The organism is Mycobacterium innocens, assembly GCF_900566055.1.
GTDB lineage: Bacteria > Actinomycetota > Actinomycetes > Mycobacteriales > Mycobacteriaceae > Mycobacterium > Mycobacterium innocens.
Window position 1 is genome coordinate 22,786 of record NZ_UPHQ01000184.1, and the last position, 15,748, is coordinate 38,533.

Consider the following 15,748-nt stretch of genomic DNA (forward strand, 5'->3'; position numbering starts at 1 on the left):
GACACCGCTGACCTACCAGCTTCCGAACGGCACCGTACCCGTCCTGCTGTCGTCGGACACTCCTGACTTGTTGCGCCACGAGGCCGCCTCCCTGCTTTCCTATGCGGCAGATCATCCCGACGTCGCACCACAGGCGATCGCCGGAATGTTGTTTCGGACACGGACCGCACGTCGACACCGAGCCCTGGCCATGGTTGCCGATCGTGACGATCTTGTCGAGGCCCTACAGGCGGTCGTCAGTGACCGCGAACATCCTTCGTTGGTACGGACAAACACACCCGCGACCATCCGCCGCCGCGCATACGTTTTCCCCGGGCAGGGAAGCCAACGACCTGGGATGGGGCGGCTCTTCTATGAATCGATGCCGGCATTCCGTGCCGAGGCGGATCGCTGCGCCGCGGCCTTCGCGACACAGTTCAATGACTCCCCATTGGATTACCTTCTCAACGAACGTTTTCCGGCCGAAGACCGCGCTGGCGTCGTCCAACCGGCCCTGTTCACGCACATGGCCGGGCTGGCCGCCTTGTGGCGATCATTCGGCATTGTGCCCAACGTCACCATCGGCCACAGCCAAGGCGAAATCGCCGCGGCGTACGTATCCGGCGCAATCACGTTGGCAGATGCGGTCCGGATCGTCGCGATACGCGCACAAACCGCCGACGAGTTCGCTTCCGGTGACTATGCGATGGCAGTCGTCGCCGCCGACCGCGACACCTGTGAGGACATACTGGCGCGTAGCCCGGGTTGGGCGCAGCTGTCAGTGGTCAATTCCCCGGCCATGGTGGGCATTTCGGGTGATCGAGAAATGGTGCAGCGCATCGTCGACACGTTCACCCAGCGCGGCACGTTTGCGCGGATCATTCGGGTGCACTACCCGGCGCACACCAGCTTGATCAACGAGCTTGGCGCCAAGGCGCGCGTAGCCATGCAACGCCAATTGCAGAATCCGAAGTTCCTCGACACGGAGATCGACTGCCTTGGCGCCACCCTCGGTGGCCCCATTACACCCGACCTGCCGATGGACCAATATTGGTTCTGGAACCTGCGCAATACCGTTCGATTCGACAGGGCTATCGCGGCCGCGGTGCAGCGCGACGTCGACACGTTCGTCGAGCTGGCCGAACACCCCACGCTCCAATTGGCGATTCACGAGAATCTCGCCACGCAGTCGGATGACCGCCCGAGGATGGTGGTGGGCACCACAGACCGAGCGGCAGCAGATCTCGACCAGTTCACCCGCAACCTCGCTCAGCTGGCTCTCCATGACCTGGACTACTCGTGGGATTGTTTGGGCACCCCGTCGGGCGGACCAATCTCCCTGCCGTTGTTGGATTTTCCCAATACTTGCATGCACCAGACCCGGCTGTGGCTGCCATATGAGGATGTCCAGGCGCACCATGCCCACCAACCCCCTGCTACCGCATCGATGGCCGTGGCCGAGGGACAACGCCCGGTTCCCGAGACCACGCCGGCGCGACGTCTCGCCGAGAACTGGGTACGGTTGTCGCAGCGCTCGCTGCTACCACCGCGTGTCATTGGAATCGCTGATCACACTGGATTCTGCTCGGACCTGGTCTCCGCGGTCTGTATGGCGGCCGGAGAACTCGGCGCCGCCGCATGCCTGATTGGCGGCGAAAATGCGGTTGTCCAAGGCCATCTCGACACCCAGGTAATCCTTATTCCGCAATCGCCGGCGCTGGGCGACAGGGCGGCCGCAGCCGAGGTCGCGACGTTCTTTGGCAACCGCACGTGGTGGCCGGCACTCAGCGACGGGGTTAGCGACTGCTGGCTGGTGACGGTCGCCGGTGAGGCGGTAATCGCCGATGATGTACCGCCCGATCCCGTGCACGCGGCGGCCAGCGCAGGCTTTCGCTGCATCGGCGCCGAACATCTGGACGTGAGGTTTCGTCATCTCGATCTGCCGGCCGGGCTGACGGCAGCAGAATCGGCGGACGCGATCCTCGCGGCGGTCCACACCCCCGAAGAACCGGAGCTCGCATTCCGCAACGGCGGCCTCTACGCCAAGCGGCTCGTCGAAAGTGAGACCCGCGACGCCGCCTCCGGTATCGCGCCTCCCGAACATGCGCTCATCATCGGAGGGACCGGAAACCTCGGGCTCGAATTCTGCGATCACTTCGCCCACCGCGGCGTGCGACGAATCACCCTGGTGAGCAGATCCGGGGAGACTGCCGCGGTCGCAGCTCGATTGCAACAGATTCGTTCGGCCACCCCGACCCAAATCCGGGTCACTAGCTGCGACGTGGGGGATCCAGCAGCAGTGTCACAATTGGCCTCGGCAAATCGGGATACACCCGCGGATCTGATCATCCATGCCGCCGTCGACGCCTACGCGGTCATCGAGTATGCGGACATCACCGCCGAGAAGGCCAATCAGGCGTTGCGCGCCAAGGTTGTTGGCATTTCCCGAATACTGCAAGCCTTCCCCCGGACGGACAACTGTCGCGTGGCTCTGTGCTCTTCGGCGGCGGCGACGATCGGTGGTCGTGGCCAGGTCCTGTATGCGGCGGCCAATCGAATGCTCGACGCGATGGCGCACCGGTTCCGTGCCCAGGGTCTGGACTGTGTTTCTGTGCAGTGGGGCCAATGGGTACATCATGATCTCGATGCCGCCGGTATGGCACGGCTGTCCCGGATCGGTGTCCTTCCAATGTCTTCCGGCGATGCAATCACAATGGGAATGGCGTCGTTTCGTCACAATGCCATCGTCGCGGCATTCGACTTCGATCGCGCGCGGCCGGTGCTGGAAACGTTGGGATATGGTCCGTTGGTGTCGCAGCTGAGCCCGCCGCTCGTCGACATGAGGGCTTCCGCAGAGCGGACCGAACTGCCGCGGCAGTTGATACACCTCTTCGCCGAGGTCACTGGTGTCGATCGCGCCGAAACAATCGACGTCACCGTCCCCATGGTCGCGATCGGCCTGGATTCTTTGCAGGCACTAGAGCTACGGCGACGTGTCAAGGCCGAGTTAAATCACGACCTAGAGGTCTCGGATCTTCTCGGCGGGGCCTCGGTTGCGGACATTTTGGCGCAGCTTGGCGCACCGTGAACATGGCAGCTGCCGAGCGAATCTCGGCTGCATCTGTTGTGGGGCCACCGCGCAAGTTCTTCGCGCGCACGTCAGTCCAGTTCTCGTCAACTTACGAAAGCAATTCGCGCGGGTATCCTCACCGGACACCACGCGCCAGCCCGCCGGCACGTCGATGAAAGTTGGCTACAGACGGTGCTGTTCCTCGTCGCCACTCACGACGCAGAACGTGCCGTTGTCGTTATCGAACGGATTGGTACTCACCGCTTCTCCCCATCGGTCGGTCCGCGACGCCCATCTCGGCGCCCAGCACCCGGTCGGAGAGCAGCCCCAGGCAGCTCAAGTTAGGAAATCCCGGGCCCTCATTTACACCGGATAGATTGGGCAAGAACAATTTCGGGGCGACCCCGACGACAGCCAAGTCATGCCCGATGGCCTCCTCCAGCCGCTCACATGTCACCGGCCCGCCAACTTCCAGCTCCAGCAGATCGACAGCAGCCCGGCTCAATAGCGGCATGAACCACAGCGGATCTGCACCGGATCCGTCGATGACGAGATCGAAGCGATGAAGGGTCTCGCGGGGTTCACCGCAGTTGTCCGTGCAGAGCGTGATCCAGATTCGGCCGTCGTTTTCGACCACGCCACCGACGCGCCCGCGCAAATGGCGGATCCTCTCGTCGGCCAGTAGTGCCTCCTGAACCCGCGCAGAAAAGACCCCGCGGTCGGTGCGGGCAATACAGTCACGCCGTTCGGATCGGCTGAGGCTGTTCCACCCGGTGGGGTCGGAAAACAGCGAGTTCTCGAAGAAACCCTCCCCGCGGGTGAAGAGGGTTGCTTGCGGGGAAATCGCCGTGATCGCCGACACCCGGTGATGGAACAGCTCGTTGAGAACCGACGCCGCGGTCTCCCCACCGCCGATGACCGCGACGTTTTCCGCAACAATGCGCTCGTGCCGCCCGGCGCGCTCCCAGAACTGCGCGATCGACAACAGTCCCGGAGCACCGGAAAGCATGGACCGTTCCGGCTGACCCGGACCGGTAACCATCAGGGTCTCGGCCGACAAGCTCGACTCACGTGTGTGCAGTACCCAATGCGATTCATTGGCCGAAATCTGAACTACTTCGCCGCGAACAACTTTCATTGCCACACGGTCGGCGACCCAACGCAGATACTCGGCCCAGGTGTCGTGCGTGGGCGCCGGCCTGCCCCGGTCGATCCAGCCGACAAGTTGGTCGTTAGCAACCAGATATGACTGCCAGCTAAACCGCATCATTCGTTCGTCGAGTTCGGCATTGCGCCCTGGAATCAGCGCCGACCGATACGGAAAGCCGACGTCCTTTTCCGGGCTGGTGCCCAACCGCTGCCGACCGTCGGTCCAGCCGCCGCCGGCCCGCCAGTTGGCCGCCACGCCGGCGCGTTCGACGGCGACGACGTCGCCCACCTCGATGCCCATTTCCCGCAGCGTCGCGGCCTTCGCAGCCACAGCTACCGCCTTCGCGCCGGCCCCGACCACCGCGAGCGTCCTGGTCACCGTGGACCCGCCGTCCGCGCTGAACGGAAGGGACGCTGATGGCATTCCGAGTCCGTCTGCACGCCGCCGAGTGATGCGCGGTCCACCACATCACCTCCGCCGCTTAGCCCAGGCTGCCCTAACTTCGTGTTACGCTACCCTACGTCCAAGGGGCAGGACACGGTCGACCCAGGGGGCATCACGTGCCAGTTACTTCTGTCCGGCCGCCTCAACCGGCGTCGCTCGTGGGCTTCGTCCCCTTTCCTCCAGAACGGGCAGCGAGATACCGGGAAGGTGGGTATTGGAGCGGTCACACAGTTGATGCGCTGTTGCGGCGGGCCGCGTCGACATGGCCGGACCGTGTTGCTGTGGTCGATGACGCCGGCAGCCACACCTACTCCGAACTCGACGGACTCGCGGACCGAGCCGCCGCGGGCATAGCCGGTCTCGGGATTGCGCCCGCTGACCGGGTGTTGCTGCAGTTGCCGAATACGCGCCAGTTCGCCGTCGCGTTTTTCGGTTTGCTGCGCGCCGGGGCCATTCCGGTGATGTGCCTGCCCGGGCATCGGTTGGCAGAACTGACCCGCTTCGCGAAGGTAAGCGATGCGGTCGGGCTCGTCATCCCCGAGACGGCCGGCGGTTACGACTATCGGACCATCGCCGAGCAGCTTGCTGCCGCACATCCGCGACTGCGCCACGTCATCGTCGACGGAGATCCTGGCCCATTCATCTCGTGGTCAGAGTTGCCTACCGGCAACCCGCCCGACCATGTGGTCGATACCGCGTCTCCGGCATTGCTGCTCGTGTCGGGCGGTACCACTGGCACACCGAAACTGATCCCGCGTACTCACGACGACTACGTCTATAACGCCACCGCGAGTGCAAAGGTGTGCGACTTGACTTGCGATGACGTGTATCTCGTGGCACTGCCGGCAGCGCACAACTTCCCGCTGGCCTGCCCCGGCATTCTCGGCGCGTTGAGTGTCGGCGCCACCGTCGTTTTCGGCACCGATCCGAGCCCGGAGGCCGCTTTCGCCACGATCGAACGGTACGGTGTTACCGTCACCGCGCTCGTGCCTGCTCTGGCCAAGCTGTGGGCCCAAGCCTGCGAGTGGGAACCTGTGACGCCAAACACATTGCGGCTCTTGCAAGTCGGTGGTGCCAAGCTAGAGCCCGAGGACGCTCGCCGGGTGCAGTCGATGTTGAGCCCGGGCCTACAGCAGGTATTCGGGATGGCGGAGGGGTTGTTGAACTTCACCCGCCTCGACGATCCGCCGGACGTGGTGGAGCACACTCAGGGACGACCACTGTCGCCCGCCGATGAACTGCGCATTGCCGACGTCGAGGGTGAGCCAGTGGCACCCGGTGAAGTAGGCGAACTTCTGGTGCGCGGTCCGTACACAATCAACGGCTACTTTTGCGCCGAGCCGGATAACCAGCGCTGCTTCGATTCAGATGGATTCTATCGCAGCGGTGACCTGGTGCGCCTTCGCGACGACGGCTACCTCGTGGTCACCGGTCGGGCCAAAGATGTCATCTGCCGGTGCGGGGAGACCATCGCGGCCCAGGACATCGAAGAGCATCTGCTGAGCCACCCGGCGATCGGGTCCGTCGCCGCGGTCCCGTTCCCCGACCCGGATCTAGGCGAAAAGATCTGCGCGGCGGTAGTTTTCGCTGGTACTCCGATCACAATTGCGGAACTGAACGGCTACCTCGACGAGCGCGGCGTGGCGGTACACGCACGCCTGGACATGCTCTTGCCGCTGGCATCACTGCCCACCACGGCGGTCGGGAAGATCGACAAGAAGGCGATCGCGCGTCAGGCCCTCGCACGGCGCCACTCCCTCGGCGAACCATGAATCCTGCCCCAAACTTACCGTTGACTAATGTCGCCGTTTGATATTGACTCCCGTGCCATGACGGACGTCGTTCCGGCGCGCGGGTCGTTACGCTCCCGCACTGCGGTAGCGGTGAGCACGGCGATCATGCCGACGATCACCGGCGCGATACCGCCGGAGCGAGCATGGGGAATGTGGCTGACGCGCCAGCTCATCGCCAGACTCATGGGCACCTTCGGGCCATCTCTGGCGGGTACCCGGGTCGAACACGTGAATTCCGTTCTGGCGGACGGCCGTCGAGTCCGTGGTGAATGGGTGTTCGGAACGCACATGGAGGCAACTCACCGCTCGTCGGCCGGCACCGCCGGGGTGATCTACTACGTGCACGGCAGCGGCTACACCATGTGTTCACCCCGGACACACCGGCGGCTGACGTCATGGCTGTCGTCACTGACCGGCCTGCCGGTGTTCTGTGTCGACTACCGATTGGCGCCGCGCTACCGCTTCCCCACCGCCGCCGACGACGTTCGCGCCGGCTGGGACTGGCTACCGGAGGCGTCCGGCCTGCCATCGGAACGCATTGTGGTGGTTGCCGATTCGGCAGGTGGCCACCTATCGGTGGACATGTTGCTGCAACGGGATGTGGCCGCGAATCCACCGGCGTCACTGGTGTTGTTTTCACCGCTGATCGACCTTACGTTCACGCTCTCGGCCGCTCGCGAACAGCTACGCCCAGATCCCGCTGTCCGGGCGGCCGCGGCGGCCCGGGTGGTCAGCCTGTATTACGCCGGCATCGACCCCACCTATCACCGCCTGACCCTCGACGTCGCCGGCGGACCGGTGCTGCCGAACACCCTGATCCAGGCCGGCGCGGCGGAAATCCTGGAGGCCGACGCGCGTCAACTCGCCGCCGACATCCGCGCCGCCGGCGGCAGTTGCGACCTGCAGGTGTGGCCCGACCAGATGCACGTATTCCAGGCGCTTCCGCGAATGGCGCCGGAAGCAGCCAAGGCCATGGCATACGCCTGCGAATTCATCGCAAATTCGTTGCAGGACAATGCCGCTGCTGAGGCCTGCTGAAGTGTTGGGGCCTGTGGGCAGGCTGCTGAACAAGTCGAAGGCCACCACACACGGGGCCTTGGCCGTGGTTACCGGCGCCGGCAACGGGATCGGCGCCGCGTTCGCGGTCGAACTCGGCCGCCGCGGCGGCGCGGTGGTCTGCAGTGACGTCGACGAAATAGCCGCTCACAAGACGGCCGCGATGCTCACCGAACGGGGTGCGAAAGCCATTGCGATCCGCTGCGACGTGTCCCGGGTGGACGACGTGTGTTCGTTGGCCGAACAGTCGCAATCCTGGTTCGATGCGGCGCCCACGCTGGTGATCAACAACGCCGGCGTCGGGGCCGGCGGCGCGCCCGTCGGCGAAGTGCCCCTGGATGATTGGAAGTGGGTGCTGGGCGTCAATCTGTGGGGACCCATCCACGGCTGCCACGTATTCACTCCTATCCTGCGCGCGGCCGAGCCGTCACGAAGCCCGCGGGGCATTATCAATGTCGCCTCGGCAGCAGCGTTCGCCGCGGCTCCCGGCATGGCGGCATACAACGTCAGCAAGGCCGGCGTGCTCTCCCTGTCGGAGACCCTCGCGGCCGAATTATCGGGCACCGCAATCAAGGTCACGGTGTTGTGTCCGACCTTCGTCAAGACCAACATCGTCGAATCCGGCCGTATCAGCGAACAATCCAGCGCACTTGCCGCCAAACTGATGCGCTGGACCGGATTTTCGGCCGCGAAAGTCGCGCGCGTGTGCTTGGACGCCCACGACCGGGGCGACCTCTACTGTCTGCCCCAGCTGGATGCCAAGATCGGCTGGAACGTCAAACGCCTGGCGCCCGGCACATACACGCGGGCCGTCGGCCGGATCTCGCGGACGACCCTCCCCTGACCGTCCACAGCCAGGGCACGCTCAGCGTCCGCTGAGCGTCAACGTCCCCGCGGTCTTGAGCACGCGGTCAGCGGTGATCTTCTCGGCCCTGCGAGCCTCGCGCTCGAGATAGCGCTGCTTGGAGTCCTCGAACTTGTCGCTGGCCTCCTCGAGCTCCTTGATCAGCACGGCAAGGTCGTCGCGCATCCACGCGCCCTCGCCGGTGAAGTCCTCGCGCTCGAAAATCCGCCACTTCCGCAGGACCGGCATGACCACCTCGTCGAGGTGGATCCGCGGGTCATAGACGCCGCCGACGGCGATGATCACGGCCTTGCGGCGGAACTCCGGCACCGTGAAGCCGGGCATCTTGAAGTTCCGCAGAATCCGGTGCACCGACTTGATCGCCTGGTTGGGCGCAATGTCGAGTCCGGCTGCGCTGACGTCCCGGTAGAAGATCATGTGCAGGTTCTCGTCGTGCGACACCCTGGCCATCAATTGCTCTGCGATGGTGTCGTTGCTGGCCTTACCGGTGTTGCGATGCGACACGCGGGTGGCCAACTCCTGGAACGAGACATACATCACCGAGTCGAATACACTCTCAGCAAACATATCGCCCTGGTGGTTCTGGCCCGGGCTGAAACCCCGTGTCATTTGCTCCATGCGAAGCTTCTCCAGCTCGACCGGATCCACCGCGCGGGTCACCACCAAGTAGTCACGCAATGCGGTGCTGTGCCGGTTCTCCTCGGCGGTCCATCGGTTGACCCACTGCCCCCACGGTCCATCCATGCTGAAGTTCATCGCGATTTCGCGGTGGTACGAGGGTAAGTTGTCCTCCGTCAACAGGTTCTGGACCATCGCCACCTGGGCCACATCGGAAAGCTGGCTCTGCCCGGGCTCCCAGTCCTGGCCGTCGAGGGCATAGAAATTCGTGCCGTCCGACCAAGGAATGTAGTCGTGCGGGTTCCACTCCTTGAACATCGAGAGGTGGCGGTTGAGCAGCTGCTCCACCACGGGCTCAAGTTCGTGGAGTAGCTGTAGGTTGGTCATTTCCTTCGGCATGAGGGGTCTCCCAGCTATGTGTGCCGTTCAGTAACAGTGAATATATCTGTGAACCCCGGTTACATGCAAGTCAGACACGCTGCAACGGAGTGATCAATCCGAGGTTGCCGTCGTAGCGCGGGTAGAGCAGGTTGCCGCGACCGGTTGCCGGGTCGGTGAAAAACAGCAGCTGAAGCCGGTGTTCACCGGCGCGGTGCACTGCTGCGTCCTCGTTGAGACACGCCGTCTGGCGGGAGTTCACGATCAGCGGCACCGCCGGCCCGGGCGTGCTCGACGACCACGCCCATCCCGGCGGATACACGTGTCGTTGGCGAGCCAGTCGCAGCCCCGAGGGGCCGGCCCGGTACACCACCGCGTCCTCGCCCGTCTCCACGTCGGTGAATACGTGCGCGTCGTAGTCCATGGCATCCATCACCGCCACCGCCTCCAACGGCGTAGTGCGCTGCAGCACCACCGATTTGCGGCGTACCACGACGGCCCCGGCGGCGATGGTCAAGAGCCTGCGGGTCGGATCGGGCCAGGGGCGAGGTCGCCACTGCCCGTACATCCGCACGATATGACGATCCAGCCGCAGCAATGCCGGTGTCAGTTCGTCGATACCCGTCGTGACGGCGAGCACCCGCGCCGGAAGTTCGCCGACGCGCAGGTTCACCTGCATGATCAACGGCCCGCGGCCGCAGGCTCCGGTTTTCAGCCGAACCCGAGCGCCTCCGGAGATCTCGTGATGGGCCAGCACCCGTCCCACCGAACGCGCCACATACTCGCCTTGCGAGGCCGACACCCGTGGGCCGGAAAGCACTGTGAGATCGGGGAATTCTCGCACCGACCACGGCTTGAGCGCATACACGCCGCAGCCACCCCGCTTTCTTCTTCGGCCCGAACAGCAGTCGAACTGATCGCTTGAGTCGAAGCGTCCCCGGCTGCCTTTCGGTCCGCTAGGGCCGAAAGTCCCTGTGAAGATGTGTTGCTGATCACCGCGCAGCTGGATTCGTCCGGTCGAACCGGACTCCGGTGCCGGCTACCGACGTTCAACCAGGTACGGGGCCAACGCAGAAAGCTTCTCGCAGGTCTCTTCGAATTCCCGCTCGGGTTGCGAGGCCTCGATGATCCCGGCGCCGGCTTGCAGCCACGTGCGCCCGTCCCGTTCATAGGCCGCCCGCAACGTCAGCGCGGCATCAAGGCCGCCGTCTGCGGAGAACATGACGACCGAACCCGAATACAATCCCCGCGGACCTTCGTCGAGACGCAAGATGGCTTCGACCCCCCCCGCTTTGGGAATTCCCGACGCCGTTACGGCAGGAAAAAGTGCTTCCAGAGCATCCATCCGATCGCTCGCTGGGTCTAGGCGCGCACTGATCGTTGAGCCGAGGTGTTGCACACTCCCGCGCTCGCGCACCGTCATGAAATCGGTGACGGCCGCAGTTCCCGGTTTCGCGATCTGGGCAATCTCCCGGAATGACGTGCGTACCGAAATAGCATGCTCGACAATCTCTTTGGCGTTGGACTCCAGGTCGCGGCGAGCTTGCAGGTCGTCTGCGACGCCCCGGCCCAGAGCACGTGTGCCGGCCAGTGGCTCGGTGACCACGGCGCCGTCGGGCTGAACGGACATTACAAGTTCGGGGCTAAAGCCAAGCGCCCGAGTTCCGCCAAGCTGCAACATGAACGATCGCACCGGAGTGTTGTGCCGACGCGCCAGGCGATAGGTCGACGGGAAGTCGAGCTCGAAAGGCAGGTCGACACAACGGGATAGGATCACCTTACGGTACCGGCCGGCCAAGATCTCGCGGCGGGCCGTGGCCACCCGGTCGCGATATCCGGACGGGTCGGCAGACACGTCGACTGCGCGGGACTGCGGCACGCTGGCTATTCCGTCGCGCAGTAACCGGTGCACCGCCTGGCGGTGGTGCGCCCCGGCCCCGATGAAGCAAATCTCGGTCCTGGTCATCACGATTCGGCTGCCGGGCCAAAATATCCGGGCCAACGGCGTGCGGGGGGCCAGCCGCTGCTGCAGCCCGTATCGGTAGACACCGAATTCGAAGGCGATCCAGCCGAAGACTTGGTCGGTCTCCAACAGCAGGCGGTCGATGGCTTCGCCCAGTACCGACGCCGGCCGCCCCGACCAGGCTTGCCGGCGACTGGTGCCGTTGCGGATCAGGCGCAGCTCGTCGCTGTCCAGCTCCACCATCGCCTGCACGCCCAAGGCCAGGACCCATTGCCCGTCGTATTCGTAGAGCAGGTACTGCTCACCGGAGGTCTCGCAAAGGGCGGCGGCCAACTCGGCCGCGAGATCAGCCGGCTCGAGGTCGGCCGGCATCGGAATCGACACTTCAGCGGTACTGGCAGTACTGATCGCGATGCTCCCCTCCACAGCATTAGTAAATGTAGCCTAACCTACTAAATGCATTCCGCGGCCTTGCCGCGCAGATGCCGTCCGTACCAGGGCTCACCATGAGTCGATCGCAGTCGGGGCCTCCCTCATGGCATGGTCGGGCCGGCGTGGCGCCACCTGGCCAGGCCGAGTTTCCGTCTTCTTCCGCAGGCTGCCGCCGGGTGGCCGGTCGTTCCCGGCGGCTCGCCAGTGCTCACGCCAGACACAGGAAACGCCAAACGTTTACCAATCGTTTACTTGCCGGCCACATAACGACAGATTGCTGTGCGCGCGACTCTCCTAGCATTACTGCCTAACCGGCTGTGTGTCCGCCGGAGACGTCGTATGCCCACCCGCAGGCCAGCACGAGGAGGGACCAGCACATGTTCGTGATCCATCTCGCGGACGGCGAAGAAGTCCATGGTGAAAGCGAGGAGCTCTCGATCAACCAGGACACCGGCGTGCTTACGGTATGCAAGGTCGACGGCTTCGAGGAGACCACGACGCACTACTCGCCCATTGCGTGGCGGACGGTGACCCACCGCAAGCGGGATATCGGCGTCCGGCCGTCACTGATTTCTTCCGCGCGCTGATGGCCCAAACAGGATTTCACAGCATATTGGCAGCCGATTCACATTGAACTCACGCTATTAGGGCGCTGACAGCACACTGCCAGCACAATTGGCACCGCGAACTGCCACACGGCAGTACTAGGGGTCGCCGGGTGCCCGAAAATACCGCGAATCCAGGGATTTTGCGCGCGTCAAGAGTAGCGGTCCGGCCGCAGCCTCGCTAAATTCTCAGCGTTGTCTGGGGTGTTCCCGGTCGCTCCGCTGAAGGTGGTTGCTTCCTGGATCGCGGCACGAGCATGGGAGGCGCCAATGCTGCATGAGTTCTGGGAGAATTTCACCCACAACCTTTTCAAACCGCTGCTGCTGTTCTTTTACTTCGGGTTCTTGATCCCGATCCTCAAGGTGCGGTTCGAGTTCCCCTACGTGATCTACCAGGGCCTCACCATGTACCTGCTGCTGGCCATCGGCTGGCATGGCGGTGAAGAGCTCGCCAAGATCAAGGCGTCCAGCATCGCAACGATCGTCGGATTCATGGTTTTGGGCTTTCTCCTGAACTTCGCGATCGGCGGACTGGCTTATCTGCTGCTGAGCCGCATGAGTTCGATGCGGCGAGTCGATCGAGCGACCGTCGCCGGCTACTACGGGTCGGATTCCGCGGGGACCTTCGCCACCTGCGTCGCGGTGCTTACCAGCGTCGGCATCGCCTTCAACGCCTACATGCCGGTGATGTTGGCTGTCATGGAGATTCCCGGCTGCCTGGTGGCGCTCTACCTGGTGGCACGCCTGCGGCACCGGGGAATGGACGAGGCCGGGCATATGCCCGACGAGCCGGGCTACACCCCCCCGGCCAAGGTCTCACTCGGGCCGGGAACCGCGGCGCGGCCGGCCCGCGGGGAAACCCTCGAGGCCACCAACGACCGCGGAATCGAGCAGGAGTTGGAGCTCTCGCTGGAAAAGCAGGAGCATCCGGATTGGCAGGAAGCCGGGGAAGGCAGCCGCAAGGCATCCCTGTTCTCGCGTGAGCTGCTGCAGGAAGTCTTCCTCAACCCTGGGCTGTGTCTGCTGCTCGGCGGCATCGTCATCGGACTCATCAGCGGACTACAAGGAGGGAAAGTCGTCCACGACGACGACACCTTCTTCGTCACGGCCTTCCAGGGCGTGCTGGCGCTGTTCCTGCTCGAGATGGGCATGACGGCATCCCGCAAGCTCAAGGACCTCAGGACCGCGGGTCGGGGATTCATCTTCTTCGGCCTATTGGCGCCGAACCTCTTTGCGACGCTGGGAATCGTGGCCGCCCACAGCTACGCCTACCTGACCAATAGCGACTTCAAGCCGGGCACCTACGTGTTGTTCGCGGTATTGTGCGGCGCGGCGTCCTACATCGCCGTTCCGGCGGTGCAGCGACTGGCGATCCCCGAGGCAAGTCCGACGCTGCCGCTCGCCGCATCACTGGGTTTGACGTTCTCCTACAACGTCACGATCGGGATCCCGCTCTATATCGAGGTCGCCCGCATGGTCGGGCAGTGGTTCCATACCACCGCCTGACCTCGGATCACCCCAGCAGCGTGCGCACCACGGCGTCGGCCAGCAATCGCCCTCGGTCCGTCAGGACCAACCGGTCCCCCTCGGCGACGAGCAACGCATCGTCAGCCCCGCCGGCCAACAGGGCTTCGGCCCGCCGGCGTTCGGCGGCGTCGAGCCGGGCCACCGGCAACCCCTGACGCAACCGGATTCTCAGCAGCACATCCTCGGTGTGCAACGCGTCTGCTCCGAGCTGCTCGAAGCCCGCCACCGGCAGCGTCGCACCCGCCACCAGCTCGGCGTAGGCGTTGGGATGCTTGACGTTCCACCATCGCGTCGCGCCGACGTAACCGTGCGCACCGGGACCGGCGCCCCACCACTGGCCACCGTTCCAGTACCCGAGGTTGTGCCGGCACTCGCCTCCCGGCCGGGCCCAGTTGGACACCTCGTACCACCTCAACCCGGCCGCGGTCAGCCGCGCGTCGGCCAACTCGTAACGATGGGCGAGCACGTCGCCGTCCGGGGCACTCAGCTCACCGCGCCGCACGCGCCGGGCCAGCGCCGTTCCGTCCTCGACGACCAGGGCGTAGGCCGAAACGTGGTCGACACCGGCGTCGATCGCGGCCTCCACCGAACGCAGCAGATCGTCGTCGGACTCCCCCGGGGTGCCGTAGATCAGGTCGAGGTTGACGTGTTCGAAGCCTGCGTCCATTGCCTCGCGGGCGGCGGCGGTGGCCCGGCCGGGTGAGTGCACCCGGTCCAGGGTGGCCAGCACCCGCGGCGCCACCGATTGCATGCCAAGCGATACCCGCGTGTACCCGGCCGCCCTGATCGCGTCGAAGAACTCCGGCCAGGTTGACTCGGGATTCGCCTCGGTGGTGATCTCGGCGTCGGGCGCCAGCGCAAAACAGTCGCGAACCATGCCGAGCAACGTCGTCAGTCGCTCACCACCCAGCAGCGACGGCGTCCCACCGCCGACGAATACCGTGTTCAGCGTGGGTGCGTCGAGCCGTGCGGCCGCCAGCTCGAGTTCCGTCCGCAGGGCCAGCAACCAGGCGTCCGGGTTGACGCCGCCCAGCTCGGCCGGGGTGTAGGTATTGAAGTCGCAATACCCGCATCGGGTCACGCAGAACGGGATATGCACGTACAGCCCGAACGGTTGTCCGGGACTGCGCAGCATCCCAGGTAGCTCCACCGGCCGCTCACGAAGAGTCATGCCAAATCTTCGCACGGCGTGCCGGTGCGCCGCGCCGCCTACCCGGTGCCCGTCAGACCCGGCTGGCCCAGCAATGACCCGCCAGCGCCGCCGAGGCCACCATTACCGTCGGGTGGGCCCAGGCCGCCGTTACCACCGTTGCCGCCGTTGCCGATGACGACGGCGTCGCCACCGCGGCCGCCGTCGCCCCCGGTCGCGCCGGGTGCGCCCTGGCCGCCGGCGCCACCGGCGCCGCCGTTGCCGATCAGCCCGGCCTTACCGCCGGCCCCGCCGATTCCGCCGGTGCCGACCGAGGTGAATCCACCTTGCCCGCCCGCTCCGCCGGAGCCGACGATCATGCCACCACTGCCGCCGGCGCCGCCCGCCGCGCCGGTGGTGGGCGTGCCGGCCAGCGAAATCCCGCCGGCTCCGCCGGCGCCCCCATTGCCGAACAGCCCGCCGGCGCCACCGGCCCCACCAACGCCGCCGTCGTCGCCGAACCCGCCGGCGCCACCGGCGCCGCCAAAGCCGGCGAGTGCGCCGCCGCTGCCGCCGGACCCACCGGCACCACCAGCAATCGAGCCTTCGCCACCGACTCCGCCGGCCCCGCCGATGCCCAGCAGCCCGGCCCTGCCGCCGACCCCGCCGGCACCGCCGGAGCCCACGGAGTCGTTCAGCCCGCCGGCACCGCCTGCCCCTCCGGCGCCGAGAATCAAGC

General features: G+C 65.2%; 11 protein-coding genes and 2 pseudogenes. 6 read left to right on the forward strand and 7 right to left on the reverse strand.

The window, feature by feature from the left end; all coding sequences use genetic code 11:
- Positions 1-7: 7 nt before the first annotated feature.
- Positions 8-3,067, forward strand: a complete 3,060-nt coding sequence (gene nbtC / locus EET03_RS17930) for a nocobactin polyketide synthase NbtC (protein WP_279637711.1) — start codon at positions 8-10, stop codon at positions 3,065-3,067.
- 49 nt (positions 3,068-3,116) lie between these two features.
- Here nbtC and EET03_RS31730 read toward each other — a convergent pair.
- Positions 3,117-3,310, reverse strand: a pseudogene (locus EET03_RS31730) (MbtH family protein); the annotation flags it as partial.
- On the reverse strand, positions 3,288-4,577 hold the full coding sequence (mbtG, locus tag EET03_RS17940; RefSeq protein WP_099194224.1) for an NADPH-dependent L-lysine N(6)-monooxygenase MbtG: 1,290 nt from the start codon (positions 4,575-4,577) through the stop codon (positions 3,288-3,290). The gene mbtG and the pseudogene EET03_RS31730, both read right to left, overlap by 23 nt.
- Before the next feature lie 182 nt (positions 4,578-4,759).
- On the opposite strand from mbtG, the gene EET03_RS17945 reads away from it, so the two are divergent.
- Genes EET03_RS17945 through EET03_RS17955 form a run of 3 tightly spaced genes read left to right on the forward strand, consistent with a single transcriptional unit; the run spans position 4,760 to position 8,336 of the window.
- Positions 4,760-6,415, forward strand: a complete 1,656-nt coding sequence (locus tag EET03_RS17945; protein ID WP_075544070.1) for a (2,3-dihydroxybenzoyl)adenylate synthase — start codon at positions 4,760-4,762, stop codon at positions 6,413-6,415.
- Between the two features lie 57 nt (positions 6,416-6,472).
- Entirely contained in the window at positions 6,473-7,474 is a 1,002-nt protein-coding gene (locus EET03_RS17950; protein ID WP_075544071.1) for an alpha/beta hydrolase, read from the forward strand.
- The gene (locus EET03_RS17955) at positions 7,452-8,336 is read left to right on the forward strand and encodes an SDR family NAD(P)-dependent oxidoreductase (protein ID WP_075544114.1); all 885 of its coding nucleotides are present in this window, start codon (positions 7,452-7,454) and stop codon (positions 8,334-8,336) included. Before EET03_RS17950 ends, EET03_RS17955 begins: the two co-directional genes overlap by 23 nt.
- Positions 8,337-8,357: 21 nt before the next feature.
- Here the strand turns inward: EET03_RS17955 and EET03_RS17960 are convergent, their stop codons facing one another.
- The 3 genes from EET03_RS17960 to EET03_RS17970 form a co-directional block, all read right to left on the reverse strand.
- The gene (locus EET03_RS17960) at positions 8,358-9,374 is read right to left on the reverse strand and encodes an acyl-ACP desaturase (RefSeq protein WP_075544072.1); all 1,017 of its coding nucleotides are present in this window, start codon (positions 9,372-9,374) and stop codon (positions 8,358-8,360) included.
- Positions 9,375-9,444: 70 nt separating this feature from the next.
- Positions 9,445-10,221, reverse strand: a complete 777-nt coding sequence (locus EET03_RS17965) for a sigma 54 modulation/S30EA ribosomal C-terminal domain-containing protein (RefSeq protein WP_075544073.1) — start codon at positions 10,219-10,221, stop codon at positions 9,445-9,447.
- A 171-nt stretch (positions 10,222-10,392) separates the two neighbouring features.
- Positions 10,393-11,688 carry a salicylate synthase gene (locus EET03_RS17970; protein ID WP_244232428.1) on the reverse strand — a complete coding sequence of 432 codons (1,296 nt, stop codon included), beginning with the start codon at positions 11,686-11,688 and terminating at the stop codon, positions 10,393-10,395.
- 437 nt (positions 11,689-12,125) lie between these two features.
- Here EET03_RS17970 and EET03_RS17975 point away from each other — a divergent pair, with 437 nt between their 5' ends.
- Both EET03_RS17975 and EET03_RS17980 read left to right on the forward strand, forming a co-directional pair.
- On the forward strand, positions 12,126-12,335 hold the full coding sequence (locus tag EET03_RS17975; RefSeq protein ID WP_023365698.1) for a hypothetical protein: 210 nt from the start codon (positions 12,126-12,128) through the stop codon (positions 12,333-12,335).
- A gap of 288 nt (positions 12,336-12,623) precedes the next feature.
- A complete protein-coding gene (locus EET03_RS17980; RefSeq protein ID WP_075544115.1) occupies positions 12,624-13,859 on the forward strand; it encodes a sodium-dependent bicarbonate transport family permease in 1,236 nt (411 codons plus the stop codon).
- Positions 13,860-13,866: 7 nt separating this feature from the next.
- On the opposite strand, the gene hemW is transcribed toward EET03_RS17980, so the two are convergent.
- Positions 13,867-15,051: a radical SAM family heme chaperone HemW gene (hemW, locus tag EET03_RS17985; protein ID WP_063471766.1), complete on the reverse strand. Its 1,185-nt coding sequence runs from the start codon at positions 15,049-15,051 to the stop codon at positions 13,867-13,869.
- A 38-nt stretch (positions 15,052-15,089) separates the two neighbouring features.
- Positions 15,090-15,748, reverse strand: a pseudogene (locus EET03_RS30345) (hypothetical protein); the annotation flags it as partial.

Excerpts from the sequence above, each read along its gene's own strand:
- EET03_RS17960 (WP_075544072.1), bottom strand. The coding sequence starts at position 9,374 with ATGCCGAAGGAAATGACCAACCTACAGCTACTCCACGAACTTGAGCCC.
- EET03_RS17980 (WP_075544115.1), top strand. The coding sequence starts at position 12,624 with ATGCTGCATGAGTTCTGGGAGAATTTCACCCACAACCTTTTCAAACCG.
- EET03_RS17975 (WP_023365698.1), top strand. The coding sequence starts at position 12,126 with ATGTTCGTGATCCATCTCGCGGACGGCGAAGAAGTCCATGGTGAAAGC.
- hemW (WP_063471766.1), bottom strand. The coding sequence starts at position 15,051 with ATGACTCTTCGTGAGCGGCCGGTGGAGCTACCTGGGATGCTGCGCAGT.
- EET03_RS17950 (WP_075544071.1), top strand. The coding sequence starts at position 6,473 with ATGACGGACGTCGTTCCGGCGCGCGGGTCGTTACGCTCCCGCACTGCG.
- EET03_RS17955 (WP_075544114.1), top strand. The coding sequence starts at position 7,452 with ATGCCGCTGCTGAGGCCTGCTGAAGTGTTGGGGCCTGTGGGCAGGCTG.
- EET03_RS17970 (WP_244232428.1), bottom strand. The coding sequence starts at position 11,688 with ATGCCGGCCGACCTCGAGCCGGCTGATCTCGCGGCCGAGTTGGCCGCC.